Source organism: Saccharothrix texasensis (genome assembly GCF_003752005.1).
GTDB classification, from domain to species: Bacteria; Actinomycetota; Actinomycetes; order Mycobacteriales; family Pseudonocardiaceae; genus Actinosynnema; species Actinosynnema texasense.
This window is the reverse complement of sequence record NZ_RJKM01000001.1, coordinates 5004888-5020451: the sequence shown is the minus strand read 5'-3', so window position 1 is coordinate 5020451 and position 15564 is coordinate 5004888. Positions and strand designations below refer to the sequence as shown.

At 59.8% G+C, this 15564-nt stretch carries 15 protein-coding genes; 12 read left to right on the top strand and 3 right to left on the bottom strand.

Annotated elements, in window-relative coordinates:
• Nucleotides 1–2: 2 nt before the first annotated feature.
• From EDD40_RS21610 to EDD40_RS21590, 5 genes are all read left to right on the top strand, one after another.
• Nucleotides 3–728 carry a replication-relaxation family protein gene (locus EDD40_RS21610; RefSeq protein ID WP_170185158.1) on the top strand — a complete coding sequence of 242 codons (726 nt, stop codon included), beginning with the start codon at nt 3–5 and terminating at the stop codon, nt 726–728.
• Nucleotides 729–840: 112 nt separating this feature from the next.
• Nucleotides 841–2412, top strand: coding sequence for an SGNH/GDSL hydrolase family protein (locus EDD40_RS44630; RefSeq protein WP_342777818.1), 1572 nt, complete (start codon nt 841–843; stop codon nt 2410–2412).
• Between the two features lie 518 nt (nt 2413–2930).
• Complete coding sequence (locus tag EDD40_RS21600; protein ID WP_123744545.1) at nt 2931–3290, top strand: histone-like nucleoid-structuring protein Lsr2; 360 nt, start codon at nt 2931–2933, stop codon at nt 3288–3290.
• Nucleotides 3290–4603, top strand: coding sequence for an ApeA N-terminal domain 1-containing protein (locus tag EDD40_RS21595; RefSeq protein ID WP_123744544.1), 1314 nt, complete (start codon nt 3290–3292; stop codon nt 4601–4603). Before EDD40_RS21600 ends, EDD40_RS21595 begins: the two co-directional genes overlap by 1 nt.
• 211 nt (nt 4604–4814) lie before the next feature.
• A complete protein-coding gene (locus EDD40_RS21590; RefSeq protein ID WP_123744543.1) occupies nt 4815–5564 on the top strand; it encodes a DUF5131 family protein in 750 nt (249 codons plus the stop codon).
• Between the two features lie 3 nt (nt 5565–5567).
• Here the strand turns inward: EDD40_RS21590 and EDD40_RS21585 are convergent, their stop codons facing one another.
• A complete protein-coding gene (locus tag EDD40_RS21585) occupies nt 5568–6647 on the bottom strand; it encodes a three-Cys-motif partner protein TcmP (protein ID WP_246037759.1) in 1080 nt (359 codons plus the stop codon).
• A 395-nt stretch (nt 6648–7042) separates the two neighbouring features.
• Between EDD40_RS21585 and EDD40_RS21580 the strand changes: the two genes are divergently transcribed.
• The 3 genes from EDD40_RS21580 to EDD40_RS21570 all read left to right on the top strand — a co-directional run bounded on the left by EDD40_RS21580 (nt 7043) and on the right by EDD40_RS21570 (nt 10155).
• Complete coding sequence (locus EDD40_RS21580) at nt 7043–8554, top strand: toll/interleukin-1 receptor domain-containing protein (protein ID WP_123744541.1); 1512 nt, start codon at nt 7043–7045, stop codon at nt 8552–8554.
• 327 nt (nt 8555–8881) lie between these two features.
• Nucleotides 8882–9112, top strand: coding sequence for a hypothetical protein (locus tag EDD40_RS21575; RefSeq protein WP_148088862.1), 231 nt, complete (start codon nt 8882–8884; stop codon nt 9110–9112).
• Nucleotides 9113–9348: 236 nt separating this feature from the next.
• Nucleotides 9349–10155 (top strand): RNA polymerase sigma factor, encoded by an 807-nt coding sequence (locus tag EDD40_RS21570; protein WP_148088861.1) that lies wholly within the window; start codon nt 9349–9351, stop codon nt 10153–10155.
• A gap of 70 nt (nt 10156–10225) precedes the next feature.
• Here EDD40_RS21570 and EDD40_RS21565 read toward each other — a convergent pair whose 3' ends face one another.
• A complete protein-coding gene (locus tag EDD40_RS21565; protein ID WP_123748188.1) occupies nt 10226–10459 on the bottom strand; it encodes a helix-turn-helix domain-containing protein in 234 nt (77 codons plus the stop codon).
• A gap of 241 nt (nt 10460–10700) precedes the next feature.
• On the opposite strand from EDD40_RS21565, the gene EDD40_RS21560 reads away from it, so the two are divergent.
• The 4 genes from EDD40_RS21560 to EDD40_RS21550 all read left to right on the top strand — a co-directional run bounded on the left by EDD40_RS21560 (nt 10701) and on the right by EDD40_RS21550 (nt 14576).
• The gene (locus EDD40_RS21560; protein ID WP_123744538.1) at nt 10701–11807 is read left to right on the top strand and encodes a hypothetical protein; all 1107 of its coding nucleotides are present in this window, start codon (nt 10701–10703) and stop codon (nt 11805–11807) included.
• Nucleotides 11808–12223: 416 nt separating this feature from the next.
• On the top strand, nt 12224–12793 hold the full coding sequence (locus tag EDD40_RS41085; RefSeq protein ID WP_148088860.1) for a hypothetical protein: 570 nt from the start codon (nt 12224–12226) through the stop codon (nt 12791–12793).
• Nucleotides 12786–13652 carry a transporter substrate-binding domain-containing protein gene (locus tag EDD40_RS21555; protein WP_123744537.1) on the top strand — a complete coding sequence of 289 codons (867 nt, stop codon included), beginning with the start codon at nt 12786–12788 and terminating at the stop codon, nt 13650–13652. The genes EDD40_RS41085 and EDD40_RS21555 overlap by 8 nt, the downstream gene beginning before the upstream one ends.
• 480 nt (nt 13653–14132) lie before the next feature.
• Complete coding sequence (locus EDD40_RS21550; RefSeq protein ID WP_246037758.1) at nt 14133–14576, top strand: abortive infection family protein; 444 nt, start codon at nt 14133–14135, stop codon at nt 14574–14576.
• Nucleotides 14577–14590: 14 nt separating this feature from the next.
• On the opposite strand, the gene EDD40_RS21545 is transcribed toward EDD40_RS21550, so the two are convergent.
• Complete coding sequence (locus tag EDD40_RS21545; protein ID WP_123744535.1) at nt 14591–15322, bottom strand: hypothetical protein; 732 nt, start codon at nt 15320–15322, stop codon at nt 14591–14593.
• Nucleotides 15323–15564: the final 242 nt, after the last annotated feature.

The window sequence follows — 15564 nt, the reverse complement described above, 5'->3', positions numbered from 1 at the left end:
GCATGACGACCTACGTAGAGCGCGAGTACACCAACAGCGAACTGTCCGAGCGGGACCGCGCGGTGGTCGAGCTAGTGGGTCGGTTCCGGCAACTGACGACCAAACAGGTGCGGGCGCTGAACTTCGCTAACCTGGCATCACCGACACCGGCGGACCGTACGTTGAAGCGCCTGGTCGAGCGTAAGTATTTGGCGCGGCTTGAACGGCTGCTCGGTGGCCACCGCGGCGGGTCGGCCCAGTACGTCTACCAGCTCGGTCGTGCGGGGTGGAAGCTCCTGTACAGGCCGGGCGCGTACTGGGCGCCAAGGGCGGTGAACCTGCATGCGCTGGCCGTTGCCGACTGCTTCGTAGCGCTCAAGGAAGCCGAGCAGCGGGCCGAGCTTGAGGTCATCAGCTTCATCACCGAGCCGGACTGCCACCAGATCGTCAGTCAGGTGCGCCTGACACCCGACGCCTACGTCGAGCTGACGGCGCACGGCCAGAAGCTGACCTCGTGGCTTGAGGTAGACCGCGGAACCGAGCACCTCGGCGTCATCCAAGAGAAGTGCGAGCGCTACTGGCAGGCGTTTCGTTCCGGGCAGTGGGATGGCGTCTTCCCATATGTGCTGTTCATCGTGCCGGACGAGCGACGCAAGCGTGCCGTCCACCAAGTGTTCCAGGCCGGACCTGCTGAAGCAGCGGAGCTGTTCAGTGTGTGTTCTGTCTCGGAGTTTCCGAAGTTCAACTAATGAGAAAGGTTCATCAGTGAGGTTATTAACGAGAGGTCGAGCGCTCTGGGTGACGCTCGTGCTATTAGCGGGGCTGGTGGGGATCGTTCCAGCGGCGTCAGCTGAAGATGAAATGCCACAGTTCGAGCTGTCGGCTACTTCTGCATGGCCGGGAGCAGGAGTGACCATCAATCAAGTTGACCCCTGTCCTGTTCATAATCGAGACGAGCAGTTTGTTTATCTGTCGTTCGTTGATTCTGCTGGCAGGGTATTTTACATCGCGATTCACTCAGCTTATTCTGGCCCTTGGGGTGGACCAGTTCGGTTCAACGTGCCTGGGCGATCTATGAATAGCCTTGACCCCGTTACTTACTCGCCGGGTCCTGCTCCAGGTGTGGGGACGGTGAGAGCATATTGCGCTCGTAGTGGTCAGGTTACGCAAGAGTACGCCTCGCAAGCCTTCACCGTCGAAGGTGAGACGCTGAGTCTTCAACTGGCACCGAAGGTGGTTGGTCTCGGCGATACTATCGAAGTGAGTTCTGTTGACCCATGTCCGCCAGGGCGCAACTTTGTGACCGGTGCCATTTCAAATAGTGCCGGAGGGCAAGTCGGTTTCATTGCCCCGGTTGATTCAGTGACTGGGCATTGGGTGGCGGAGGTTGTGATCCCACGAAGCATGCCAGGGCCGATGCCTGGAGATCCTGGCGTGGAGTTTCCGCTCGGAAGATATCAGGCGTTCGGGTCATGTAGCGCTGGTACGCCTGAAAGCGGGGTGAGGTACGTCGGAGAACGACTTGAGGTTAAACGGGTGGTCACGGCGCAGAGTCCGTACGTCGCTCTCGGCGACTCATATAGTTCGGGGGAGGGAACGTTCGACTATATCAATCCTTCAGATAGCTGTCACCGGTCTTCAAGGTCGTACCCGTACGCCCTCGCGCAAGAATTTGAGCTGCCTGGTTCCCCGAATTTGGTGGCGTGCTCAGGAGCGGTTACCGACGACATCGGTAATCCGAACGATCCGAATACTGTGGGCCAATTCCGGCAGCTCTCACTGGACACGCAGCTAGTGACGATCACCATCGGCGGCAACGATGCCTACTTCGCTAAGGTGATGGATAGGTGCGTTCAACGGCCTGGCCACGATGGCTATGGATGCTCACAGGACGCATCATTTCGATCTGTGGTGGAAGGTCAACTATCGGCTCTCGCGGGAGTCACAGCGGGCACAGTTGACGTAGGAGGCATCCGCAGGCCTGTACAGGCGCTTGATGACATCTATCGGGAGATATTCGATCGCTCGCCAGAGGCAAAGGTTGTAGTGGGTGGATACCCTCGACTCTTTGCTAATAGTCAGGCGGGATATGCTGAGGATGAGGACGCTCCTGGTGGTCGGACTTGCGCCGTGGCTGCGCCTCTGGCATACGTCAGCTACTCGGACGCCATGTGGATCAATGAGCAGGCCGACAAGTTGAACGAGGTCATCGGAGATCAGGTAGATGTCCTGAAAGCTGAGGGCAAGGAAATCGCGTTCGCCTTGCCGAATTTTCAGGGACATGGGGTATGTGATGTCCTGCCATGGATCAATCCTCTTGAACTTGACGGGAACTTCCCGCCAAATCCTCTGCCCGAAAGCTTCCATCCAGATGCGTCAGGGCATGAGATCGCCTACAAGCAAGCATTCGAGAATGCTATCGTGGACTTCTGACCTGATTTAGCAGAAGCCGTGAGGCGAAGTTCACTTCGCCTCACGGCTTCTGCTTACGCCAAGCCCAAAACTTCCAAACGAGTACGCTTCCCAGTATGAGTGGAACAACGTAGCCTGCGAGCAGGGTCAGCAATTCGGGGACGAGACAGGGGGTAAATGTTCCAGTAAATCGACCATCTGAACCGACAAGTCCAGAGTCATGACACACCTGGGGTGTTATCCACAAGCTCACCGCTTTTCCCATGAAGGGACTTGTCGCAATAAGTGCGAACCCGAGAAAAGTAAACATATAGCGGATATTTCTACCGATTGTCATCTACCGTCGATTGTGCGCGTCAATAGATTTTATGTCAATAGCTTGAACCGGTTGTGGTTGATGTAGAGGAACGTTTCGTAACGGCATTACATGCGATGTAAGGTGGTTGAACAACGACGCTCATCACGTTCCTTCCGAGTCTGTACCTGCTACGATCACCTCTCAACTTTGTTTGGCTGCATAGCAACTGTGAGGCGCTGTCATGGCTCAGAAAGTCCTCGTCCAGCTCATCGACGACCTCGACGGCACCTCAGCCGAAGACGGCCAGACCATCACCTTCGCCCTCGACGGCGTCACCTACGAGATCGACCTGAAGCCGAAGAACGCCGACAAGCTCCGCAGCACTCTGGCCGACTTCGTCGCTGCAGCGCGCAAGACCGGTGGTCGAGCCAAGCGGAGCGCAGCGGCTGCTCCTGGTGCCCGTCGGCCTGCGCCCGACGCTCGCAGCAAGGAGCAGACCAAGGCTATCCGCGAATGGGCCCGCAGCAACGGCCACGAGCTGGCCGACCGCGGGCGCATCCCCGCCAACGTCATCGAGGCGTTCGAGGCGGCGCACCGCTGATGACGCTCGCCGCCGAGCCCGACCTGGAGGTACACGGCGAGTTCTGGTTGCCCGGCGCCGATGACAAGAAGGTGCCGGGCACCCTGACCTTCAGCGCCGAAGAAGGCGGCTCGCTCAAGCTGATCGGCAGCTTCACCGAGTGGCACCAGTTCTTCGGGAAGGCACAAGCCAAGGACTACAGCCGCATCCTCGGCGAAGACGACAAGACCAAGTACACCCTCGACGGTTGCTTGCGTACCCGCGAGCGGCAGACCCTCGGCGGCGGTGCACGGCAGAGCTTCTACGTCGGGCAAGTCGTCAAGGACGCTTGGTTCGACAAGGACGAGGCCATCGAGGCGGAGATGGTCGACGTCGAGATCGACCATCCACTCAGGTGGACGGGCATCTCTGGTCTCTCCGAGCAGGGAACGTTCAGCGAGGCTGCGGGTGGTGCGATGACCGAGTGGCGCATCGTTGGCGTGCCGCAGGATCCCCGAGCCGTTGAGCTGCCCTACGGACGGCTGGAGCTGCGCCACGTCGTGCACCCACCGTCGCCGGACATCACCGGCCTGCGCATGAGTCAGGACGTCTACGCCCGCTTCGACTTCGATGGGCTGCGTCCGCTCTCCGAAGCCATCGACTACGCCAGTGACCTCCAAGACCTGGTCAGCATCGCCACCCAGCGATCCGCGGCATTCAGGGGTGTTCTCCTGCACCACAGGGGGCTGAGCGTGCAGACCTCAAGCGGTCGCGCAGCGCAGTGGCCCGCCCGGCTCTACAGCGCGTGGCGTGTGAAGGCCGACTCTAATCCGACTCGCACCTGGGACGACCGTCTCTTCACCTTCGAGAAGTTCGGCGGCATCGAGGGCGTCGGGCGCTGGATGCGCGTTGCCGAGACGTACCGCGAGTTGCTTGGCCGCATGATGATGACTCGGTACGTCAGCGAGTCCATCGTGCAGGACGTCGTGGTCAGCAGGATCGCCACACTCGAAGGCTTCGACCGGCAGCGCTTCGGCGGAAGCCAGACCAAGTTGCTGACCCGACTCAAGCGGCTTGCTGACCACGCTGGCGCACCGTTCGAGCGGCTGGTCGGCGCTGACAACGTCACCGTCTGGTGCACGAAGGCCAAGGACTACCGCAACGACATCGCGCACCACCTGGCGCGCTACCCCGGTGTCGAGGCAGCGGGGATGCACTACGTCGGGCAAGCCGCCTACTGGCTCTTCGTCCTGTGCCTGCTCCGTGAGGCCGAGGCGCCCGCCACCGTCTTCGACCGCCTGGTGCAGTCGCAGCGGTTCTTGTTCGAGGCGGAGGAGATCCGAAGCTATCTGTAGCGGTCCTCGTCGAGCTCACCCGTGACCCTCAGGCCTCCTCCCTGCTGAGTCAAGCGCAATGATCTAGGGCTGGCAGGGAGGCGACGATCGTTGAGGCGTTCGTCTTCCCATGGCTGGCTGTCCTGGACGCGGGCAGTCAGTCTTCACCCGGTGGGCAACCCCCATGCGAGATCGCTAGCATCAAGCGTCCCCCGCAGATGGAGAGCCATCCATGTCTGACAGCAGCTCGATCGAGTGGACGGAGTCGACATGGAACCCAACCACTGGGTGTGACCAGGTATCGAGCGGCTGCGACAACTGCTACGCCCTGACTCTCTCAAAGCGGCTGAAGGCGATGGGGGCGGCCAAGTATCAGACGGACGGCAACCCGAAGACCTCGGGCCCCGGCTTCGGCGTCGCAGTGCACCGCGACGCGCTCGACCTGCCGTATCGGTGGCACCGGCCGCGGCTCGTGTTCGTCAACTCCATGTCGGATCTCTTTCACGCCAAAGTGCCGATCGCCTTCGTACGCAAGGTTTTCGACGTCATGCGCGAGACGCCGCAGCACACTTACCAGGTGCTAACTAAGCGCTCCTCCCGCCTCCGGCGCCTGTCCGCGTCGCTCGACTGGCCACCGAACCTGTGGATGGGCGTCTCGGTTGAGGACGAACTTCGGCTACCACGGATTGATGACCTCCGTGCTGTCGATGCTGCTGTCCGGTTCGTCTCCGCAGAGCCACTCCTCGGTCCGCTTCCAAACCTTGACCTCACCGGCATCCACTGGGTGATCACCGGCGGCGAGTCAGGGCTAGGTGCACGGCCATGCGACCCCGAGTGGGTGCGGCAGATCCGCGACACCTGCGCAGCGGCCAGCGTGCCCTTCTTCCATAAGCAATGGGGCGGGCGGCACCCCAAGGCTGGCGGCAGAGAACTCGATGGCCGGGTTCATGACGACATGCCATCGACTGCTGTTGCGAGCTGAGACCTACGGCTGCGGGACGCGGACGAACGTGCCATATACGATTCGACCCGGACGATCTGTTTCGATCTTGCCCTGATCGCGCAACATACTGATAGTCGGAATAATATGTTCCTTCCGGAATGCGGTTTCAAACAGAGTGAAGTCCACTAGATCGTTGACTCGACACCCTGATTCGCCAGCTTTGATGATCGTCGGTAGCAGTAGGCGGCCAAGTGGCGCAACCTGCGGCTCGCTCAGTTCGAACAGTGTTTCGTCTTGATCGTCGCGAGGATCACGGAAACCGATCCCAAATGACTTGTCGACCTCCCACAAGGTGTCTTTCATTTTTTTCACACCTAGTGGGTGGTTGGTGCCGAAGAGAAGATACAACGACTGTCCTGTACGCGGCACCAGTTCGAAGCCAAGCAGATATTGAAAGCCAGCTTGGCTCAGTGCTTGACGGTAGCAATCAAGAAGATGTCGGTACTTCGACGGACCGTCTGGGAGTTTCGCAACCTCACGCCATCGTCGATCTCCGCCGAAAACATCATCGGCCGAATCTCCTAACTTTGTTACGAATCGTACAAAGTGCTGCGGGAGGAACGTGATCATCACTTCGCTCGATACGTTCCCGGCCAGTCGCCTGAGAAGTTGGTAAGGGATGGGGGCATTGCCCCAAGAATCGAGCATGGCGAATATTGGCTTCCCCCATGCGTCCATAACTGTTAGCTGCTTCTCAAGCTGACTCTCGCACGTCCCCTCGACGACCTCGACAGGCATCGTCTCCTCTGTGCGAGTCGTCTTTTCGATCACCGGAGCAAGCTGTTCTCTGAGAAGGGCAACGCATCGTGGGTCATCATCAATGAACAGAAAGCGGCTCGCTCCCTTAGTGGGTGGTACTTTGTCGATGAAAGCCTGAAGTGCGATAACAGGCGAGCCTCGTTCACCAGTCTTATAGATTCCAGGACCGGCGAATCCTTCCGCGTAGGTCACCGAGGGGTACCACTTCTCCTTGCCAGTAAGGAGAATGGGGAACCAGCGCTCTAGGTACCGCTGATAGATGTCGTGCTTCGCTGCCGTGTGCTCGACGATGTCCCACGGCACTTCCCCCGGTGTCGGCATACTCGAGCCCTTCTCGCGGTCACCACCTCTCCTCGACCATACCCGCCGCGATGGACGTGCCGAGAGGCTTGCCTGAGGAGTCGATAAGCGTTTGAGACGGATGGGTTCGCTTGCTCGACACCACCATCACCCAAACGAGTGAACTGATCGGCCGCTAGTTCGACAGTGCGGGGCACGCCATGCGATCCGCCAAGATCTAGAAGAGCGCCTGGGGCGAGTTCTTTGAAGGATCATACGAGCAACCCCGTTCGGGTACATGACGTAGCCGTGCGGACTGCGATTGCTCAGATGCAGGCGTGGCACTGCTTAGATGAGAGTGCTTCATGTGCGCCTGAGCCGCGCTGACTCTGTCAGATCTCCGCAGTACGCTGCTCGCCATGCCGAGTGACGAGGCCAAGCACGTCTTCGTGTCCTACGTACGGGAAGACGCAGAGAAGGTCGACCAACTGTGTCAGGCATTGGAAGCGGCCAACATCCCGTACTGGCGTGACCGTACGTCGCTCGCTCCAGGCGACCACTGGAAGCAGAAGATCCGCGATGCTGTCCGCTCTGGCGCCCTGGTGTTCCTCGCCTGCTTCTCCGAGCAGTCTCGGGCGAAGGGCAAGTCCTACATGAACGAGGAGCTCTCCCTCGCAGTTGAAGAGTTCCGGATGCTCCCGCCCGGAGCGACGTGGCTGATCCCGGTCCGGTTCGATGACGGCGACATCCCGCAGTGGGACCTCGGTGCAGGCCGCATGCTCGGCGACCTCAACTACGCCGACCTCTTCGGTGACAGGTACGTGCCCAATCTGGTGAGCCTGACGACGACGATCAGCCAGGTCTTCGGGACGACCGGCGTAGATGCGGCAACAGTGCGCGCCTCGGTCGAAGAGGCCGACGACGCCGAGAAGCCGGCCAAGCTTCGCCGCATGACGAAGGACATGATCCTCAACTCGGCCAAGCGCATCGAGCTTGACGACCTCATCTCGCAGGAGACGCAGCACATCCTGACTGCCATGCGGGACGAGGAGCGGTTCCCGATCCAGCGACTGGAGGGCACCGGTGAGGACCAGGTGGTGCGCTGCGCTGAGGTCGCCGCGGACTACTGGCAACTCGCCGAGCCGTTCTGTGCCTCGCTTCAGGTGGCTGCACGCTGGGGCGAGGGGCAGGCGCTTGCGCCCTGGGTGGCCGGGCTCCGAGCCATTGCAGGAGAGGCACTGAAATCCAAGAGCGGTATGACTGCACTACTTGAATTGCAACACGTTCCCGCGCTGATTGCGACGTTCACCGCTGCGTTCGCAGCTACAGGACAAGCCCGGTGGGACAACCTCAAGACCTTGCTGGTCGACACGACTGTTTCGCAGCGATATGGCGCAGGTCGTGATCCCCTCATGCAAGTGGAGAATCCTTGGACGCCGTTCGGCGACATGAGTCACTGGTTGCCCAGCGTTGTCGCCAGAGTAGCCAAGACCGGAGAGGAAGCGCGCACCGCCCTTAAAGTGTTCACGGGTAACCACGTTGGAAAGTACCGGACACCCGTAGCGGAGTGGCTTCACACGATCCTTCAGCCGCACTTCGCTGACCAGTATGTAGACGATACGGCATATGACGATGCTTTTGATCGTGCCGAGGTGATGCTAGGTCTCATCTCTCAAGACTTCGACAACGCACGTGCTGTTGCCAATTCCGACCAGACGAGGGAAGGGCGTTCGGTATGGTTTGGGCGATCTACATGGCGCGGCCGATACGGTTCCAGGGCAGTCGGAATCGTGGCCTCAGAAGTCGAGGTTCAAGGAGCGTCGTGGGCGCCGCTGGAGGCAGGACTCTTCGGCGGCCAGCTCGACCGGGCGGTTACTGCGATTAAGGACTACGAAGAGGCGTTCAACCGAATTGCGCGATTACATTGGTGAATGCATCAACTAATGATTAACGTCTCGCTTAGTTGACGTGCTCAGGTGCACTGCGTCTATCGAGGGTGCATATGCCCCTTGATGAAAGGCCAACCGGGACTGGCTCGCCTCGGAATGCTCCTGGGAGCGCTCCCATTTGATGGAAATTTCAACATTACGGGCCCGTTATCGAGCGCCACAGGAGCCGTGCTTCAATGGTTCACCCGCACCAGACCAACCGGCGCGGGCACAACTAAATCCCACTTCCCGGCCTGTCAGCTCGCTGAACTGGTGGTCGAGAACCGTCCGCAGGGTGACCTGCTCGGTGCTCACAGGGAGGTGATGAGCATGAGCAAGGAGTCCACGCCCGACCGGGGCGACGGATCGCCTGACGAACCCGACCCGCAGCCTGTTGCGCCCGAGGCCACCGTGCCGACGGGCCAGCCGGAGGAGGAGCGGCCGGAGGGTGAGCTGCCGCCGTGGACCAGGAAGAAAGCCGCCGTCATCGCACGCAAGGTGCTGAAGGCGACCTTCTCCCTGGCCGTTCAGATCGCTATCGACTTGATCTTCTTCGCCTGAACTGTCGAGACGCGACCTATAGCTGTGAGCTAGGAGGAGGTGCGTGACCTGGGCGACGGGTGCCAGCCCGTCGCCCGCCCTTGGGCCCGGACCCTGCTGCCAGGCAGGGTCCGGGCCCGCCCAAGGGCCTCGGTTGCTCACATATTGCTCATAGGTCAGCCGAGAGCGGCCAACCCACGCGCAACACTAAAATTCTACGTTGCGCCTGGTCAGAGCACCAACATCATGGAGACCCAGTGACCGATCTCCTAGATCGCCTGCCTGACGCAGCGGTCCTGCAGGGACCGTCGGCTGCTGGCACCCTTGATCAAGGAAGCAGCGCGCCTGGGCAGTCGGATCAGCATTCACTCGACCTGCAGCTTCGTCTAGCTGCGGATCAAAAGCTGGTAGACGAGCTCCGGCAAGGTAATTTTCGAGGGCCAGCTTATGATTATTTTGTTCGCATACTTGCTGAGTATGGTCTGGCGGTTATGCGATCGATGATCCGCAGTGGCTCAATTTTTGACAAGATCGCTAAGATTGGGCGTCCTGTCGCAACCCCCTTAAGGCTGCCTGTCGAAGGCGTTGAAGACCTCGCTGCAGAGACAGTTGCATCTGCGCTCGTAGAGTTTCGCAGAGGCGCTCTTGTGGAGGGTAAGTGGCGATCCGAGGGTGGATCTTCGCTTAAGACTTACTTCGTCGGAACATGTATTCTCTCTTTTTCGAATGTGTATCGCAGGTATCAGCGGGAGTGGGGCGACCATCCGCTCGTTACTCCTTCAGATCCTGCTGAACTCCAAGAGATAGCCGACTCGAAGTACGTGACGAGATCGCCCGAGGAAACTGTCGTTGATCGATCCCTATCCGATTGGATCCTGAATCATTTCGATGCAACCACGGCCAAGGTGCTTGTAATGAAGTTTGCGGCAGACCTAACGCATGCTGAAGTTGCGCAAATTTTGAACATTTCGGTACGTGCGGTAGAGGGCCGGATCCGGCGCGCACGTGTCGTTCTACAAGATCATTCGGACGGCAGAGCGGATCGTTCTCAAACGATGCGCTGAACCGGCTTCTATCCCTTGGTTACCTAGTATTTCCGCTGGTCATAGCTGAAATGTGGTTCTACGGCGGGTCTTACTGGGTGAGTCGCTCCACCACTGCCGCCAGCGTCGTCCCCAGCGCCTCGGCGACATGTTGCGTCTCGACAACGTCGAGTCGCCGCTCGCCCGACTCGTACTTGCTGACGAACGACTGCGGCTCGTCCAGACGCTCCGCCACCTGGGTTTGCGTCAGCCCCGCCTCCTCGCGCAGTTGCCGGAGTAGCAGGCGAAACCGCCGGTACTCCGCGGAGGCGATGCTCTTGTCCACCGGGTAAGGCCACTGGGACACTTGCCAATATCCCAAAATCGGATATCGTGGCGGCGCGTCGATCAGCGTGAAGATCGATTCGGGAGGGGGTGATCAACATGTGCATCGCCATCAGTGGCGGCGGAGGCGACACCTGAGCCATCCGTCCGTAACCAGCACGAAGGCCCTGGGTGTCTGTAGCACCCAGGGCCTTCGTCTAGGTATTCAACACTAAGACAAAGCTTGCTACAATAGTAGATGCATGAAGTCCACGCTCGACCAGCTCTATGCCACCAAGCTCCAGCTCATCGCTGTCCTTGCTGTCGTGCTTGGTGTGGCGCTTCTTCTGCTGGCCCACTGGTCGGATACCGCGGGCAACCTGGTGCCGGGGTGGCTGGCCGCGCTGCCGCTCGCTGAGATCGGCTCCACCATCTTCAGCACCGGCCTCTTGGCCGTCTTCTTCGAGTACGTCGACCGCAAGCACGGTGACCAGCGCGCCGATGAACGCGTACGCGCAGCTGTTCGCCGTGAAGCGCCAGCCATCCGCGACGCCGTGCTCGACAGCTTTGCCTTTGACACCAACACCTTGAAGAGTGTTGCCTCGGATGAGACCCTCGACCGCATCGCGACCAACGCCCTCGGGCTCCGCGTCCACGACCAGGCGCTCGCGACGGACCTCTACGCCGACGTGCGGGACCAAGTCGTCCAAGCCACTGAGCGCTGGCACGACGTGAGGGTCTCCTTATCCTTGACCCCTTGGGGTGCAGGGCCGGTCTCAGGACACGGTTCGATGTTCGTCGCCACCATCCGCTGGGAGTACCGCGTCCGCCCCGCTAGCTCCACGCTGCGCTTCGCTTGCGTTGCTGACCTCAGTGAGTATCGGGAGATGCTGCGCGACCAAGCCGTCACGTCGGCCTGGTACGTGGGACGGTCCAGCGGCCTCGACGCCAGCGATCCCGAGGTCTTCCAGCTCGTCAGCTTCACTGTGGACGGTAAGGACAGGAAGATCCGTCGTACCCAGCGTGCAGTGGCGCAGATCTACGCCGTCAGTCTGGGCGCCGATGCGGATGACGAGGTGACCCTTGCGTACACCTACCGCACGCTTGTGCAGCGTCATGGCCACCTGCTCTACCTCGACCTGCCGCGGCCTACCAAGGGTCTGCATGTCCAGCTCGACTACACCGGCGCGGGCATCCGCCGCGTGAACACCCTCGACTACTTCGCCAGCAGCCGCCAGGCTCGCGTTGACGAGGCCGCGCGTACCGCCGACGCCAAGACCGTGAACATCAGCTTCGACGGCTGGGTCTTCCCGCGGTCGGGGGTGGCGTTCGTGTGGGTGTTGGAGGAGGAGTTGGCGACTCCCTCATAGTGATCGATCACTCAATAGCTGATCGATCGGGTATCGATTCACATACCCCGACAACTGCGGTCTATGAACTTGTGACCGAACACGGCACCACGGCCCGCCCGGTGCGTCTAATCTGGGTTCATGCCGACGCTTGCCGGAAAGCGGCCGCCCTGGGGTGTCCCCGCATAACTTGTCCGCTCTTCGTTACACGAATCAGGCGCAAGGTGTCAATCGGCGCTTTGGCCTACTAGCAAGCCGGTGAGAGTCTCCACCTCGAAGTGTCAAGGCCTTGCGGCAGGCAATCTGACGCGCAGACGTCGATTTCAGTGATAACGCGTTGTGTCTGGAAGTGAGATATGGGTGATTCTGGATCCGAAACAGGGCGGCTGACCTTACCCGTCTTGGTGGTACTCTTAGTAATTTCTTGTCTTCCTCTGGTGTTCTTGGATCTGGAGGTAGCCAGCCAACTGGCAAGTGCCCTCGCATTGCCTCTTGCTGTGCTCTTAGCTATCTTCGCGCTGTCGCCTTCTGTCCAAGCAAGCGCACCATTTCCATGGCGCAGAGCGCTAATCATTTCGGCTATTGTCATCGCCTGTATCGGTATTCTCGCTACTGGCTACGCCGTGCGGCAGAATATTAAAGATCTTAACGTCGAACTCTCTGGGCAAGTCAGAACCGATGGCAAACCATGGACGCATGGCGGGGCTGCGACGCTAGTTCTACCGGAATTGTATAGACCCCCGCCGCGGGAAAACTTGACACTCGTTGTGTCTCTTAAGAACACTGAGCGGTCCGGCGACTGTGAGAGAACGGCACGCCTTGAGTTTGTTCCGGTTATCGACGGTAGAAAAGGGTGGTTCACTACGGTTGCACCAAGGACTGATGTCACCATCCCGCTGGGCGAAGTGCATAACGAAGCGCATATCGAAGTGACCATTCGTTATGAGACTGCGAATATAGAGTGCAAGGTTCTTATGCAAATTGACAAGGCGGTTCTTCATGACTGACCGACGGTTCTCTCGTGGTCTGTACTTGGTCGTGGTTTCAGTTCTACTACTGTCCGCTTGTAGTTCTAGCGAAGAGCCGCCGTTTCCTGCCCGCGTCAACGTAGGCTCTGCGCCGAGTTCACCTGGGTGGGGATTCAGAGATCCTACGGGAGCGAGAAGTGGCTTCGATCACGATCTAACTGAATGGTTAGGTAGCGAACTCAATTTCGACCCGATCGAAGTTGACGTGGTGACCGAGAATCGTGAGAGGGATCTAAAAAACAACACGGTTTCATTGGTCATCGCCAACTACTCCATCACCGACTACCGACTTGAGCAAGTTGAGATCGTTGGACCGTACATGGTCGGACATCAAGGCTTCATGATGCTGAATGAGAACGCGAGTTTTTACGACTCTATCGGAAAATTGGCCGGGAAGACGGTCTGTGCCACAAGTGGGTCTACCTCGGCGGATCAATTGAAACACAGTCTAGGAGTTAAAGTTACTATCGTAGAGAAGAAGGTGTATGAAGAATGCCGTCTAGCTTTACATGCGGGTGATGTGGATGTTGTGTCGACGGATCAGCTTATACTGTACGGCATGGCGAAGGCGGACCTCGGCGTAACAATTCCCCCCAGCCTTGTTTTTGGTAAAGAGGAGCGATACGGCATCGGGCTTCCTCTGGGGGATAAGGCTCGGTGCGAGCTGATCAAGGCAAAACTGAAAGAATTTCTTGTAGGCGACTTGTGGAAGAACCTTTTCGAAAGTAACCTCGGGGATGTTGTAAAAAGATACAATAAAGATGCATTATTTGATGTCCACAAGCCGAAGCCGGACAGTCTGAGAGAGTGCCGCTCCGCGCCCTCAACGACCAAGTAAACTGGTTATATGAAGACCGGCCTTCGCTTGTAGGGTTCATGTCAGGTCTTTGCTGCAAGTTGGACGATCTCGAACGGTACACTGACTCTGTGACGCTAGAACGCGATCTGGTCAGCTAGGACACTCGTCAAACATTTCGCGAGTGAGCCGTCGAGCTTTACCTTCTCGGCGACAGCGACGGCATGCGACCGACGAGGGCTTCGCACCACATGGCGGACCGGGTGAAGAGGTCGGCGAACGCTGAAGCAGATTCAAAGAGTACGAGGACGGCGTGCAGTGGACCGACCCTGGCTGCGTCTCCAGGGCAGTCCAGGTCTTCGAGGCCACGCTGCACGGCCTGTCTGACCAGCTGGTGATTCCGTTCCAGGGTGGCTTGAGCGAGCTGGCTGGGCGATCACCGACTAGCGCCGGTTCGTGTCCGTTCAGAGTTCAAACGCTGTGCCAGGCTCGCTCGCATACCTAACCAACCCCTTGGTCATCTTGGAGTACTTCGACCGCATCGCCCGTGTCCTCCCGGAGCATCCTCGGGAAGCCATCGGTGCCGCCAAGGAGCTGATCGAGTCGACCGCGAAGGTCGTCCTGGTCGAGCTGGGCGAGCCTGTCGACGAACGTAGCGACGACCTGCCCGGCCTCATCAGCCGCGCGCAGCGAGCCCTGCATCTCCACCCAGCGAGCGCTGCATCCGGACCGGATGGTTCGGACGCCGTCAAGAAGATCCTCGGCGGTTTGACGTCAGCCGCCATCGGCGTGGCCGAGCTACGCAACCGCGGGTACGGCACCGGTCACGGCCCGGCGCAGGCACCTGTCGGACTTCGTCCACGCCACGCCTACCTTGCAGTTGGTGCGGCGCGCACCTGGTGTCAGCTCATCCTCGACACGCTGGCAGATCCTGAAGCACCGTGGCAGCGAGGCAAGCAGCCGTAGGAGACTCCTGGCGTTCAGCGCCCCTCGGCTTCAGCTCGCCAGACCTCCACGATGTCCGATCGCAGTGCCCGTCCCGCCTTCAATTGGAACCGCTTGCCCTGTGCGACGCCCTCGGCGAACTCTCGCAGCCGCTCCACCTCGCTGAAGTTGAAGCCGTTGGCATACGACCAGATGCACAGGTCGTCGACGTCATACCGGTAGCCGGCCTTGTGCAGCACCTGCAACGTCTCGATGGCGTCGCGCCGGTCAAGGACTCCAGCAAGGCTGTTGCCGTGGTTGACGCTCTGCTCAAGCCAGCTCATGGCCACCTCGACCACCGGGTCGAGCCTGACCTCACTGCGTGGATGCACCTGACCGTCAACGACGCTGCGGGCATGATGTCCGGCCAACCAGTTGATGCAGTCCTGGTCGCTGTCACCCCACTCCAAGACGCACAGCGCCGTGACCTTGGAGCGAAGTTCCTCGGACAGCAGCTCCAGGACATCGCCGGTCGGCCAGGGCGCGAGTACCGGTCCCGTCGACCAGGACGACGCCCTCCCTAGGTTCCGAGGCCAAGCGACTGCTGCACCGGTCGTCAGCCGGGTCAGCGTGCGATCCGCTCCGCTGCTCGACTTATTAGGGAACAGCACCAGCGGCGCGCCGGGTTGCTCGCGTAGCCACGTGGCGGCGTACTGCGCCATCGCCTCGCGGTCACCAAGACTCCACGGCACGTAGAAGACGTCGTAGGGCACCACGCGGTCGGCCATCTCGCCTCCACCAAGTAGGCCGATGAGCATAACGGCGTTCTGGTGACAGAGCGTGTGAAGCGTCCCCCGGCGGGGCGACAGTGTCCGACTGATGAACCCACGATCCTGGCGCCCGCGAACGGTACTGTATCGGTAAGAGGTGTTGCAGCGTAAGGACATCACCGACTACGCGTCCCTTAGCCATCAACGAGGCTGCGGGTCGCCGGAGCGTTCTAGTAGGACCGATGGTCCACAACTTTTCG

Excerpts from the sequence above, each read along its gene's own strand:
- EDD40_RS21610 (WP_170185158.1), top strand. The coding sequence starts at position 3 with ATGACGACCTACGTAGAGCGCGAGTACACCAACAGCGAACTGTCCGAG.
- EDD40_RS44630 (WP_342777818.1), top strand. The coding sequence starts at position 841 with ATGCCACAGTTCGAGCTGTCGGCTACTTCTGCATGGCCGGGAGCAGGA.
- EDD40_RS21600 (WP_123744545.1), top strand. The coding sequence starts at position 2,931 with ATGGCTCAGAAAGTCCTCGTCCAGCTCATCGACGACCTCGACGGCACC.
- EDD40_RS21595 (WP_123744544.1), top strand. The coding sequence starts at position 3,290 with ATGACGCTCGCCGCCGAGCCCGACCTGGAGGTACACGGCGAGTTCTGG.
- EDD40_RS21590 (WP_123744543.1), top strand. The coding sequence starts at position 4,815 with ATGTCTGACAGCAGCTCGATCGAGTGGACGGAGTCGACATGGAACCCA.
- EDD40_RS21580 (WP_123744541.1), top strand. The coding sequence starts at position 7,043 with ATGCCGAGTGACGAGGCCAAGCACGTCTTCGTGTCCTACGTACGGGAA.
- EDD40_RS21575 (WP_148088862.1), top strand. The coding sequence starts at position 8,882 with ATGAGCAAGGAGTCCACGCCCGACCGGGGCGACGGATCGCCTGACGAA.
- EDD40_RS21560 (WP_123744538.1), top strand. The coding sequence starts at position 10,701 with ATGAAGTCCACGCTCGACCAGCTCTATGCCACCAAGCTCCAGCTCATC.
- EDD40_RS21555 (WP_123744537.1), top strand. The coding sequence starts at position 12,786 with ATGACTGACCGACGGTTCTCTCGTGGTCTGTACTTGGTCGTGGTTTCA.
- EDD40_RS21545 (WP_123744535.1), bottom strand. The coding sequence starts at position 15,322 with ATGGCCGACCGCGTGGTGCCCTACGACGTCTTCTACGTGCCGTGGAGT.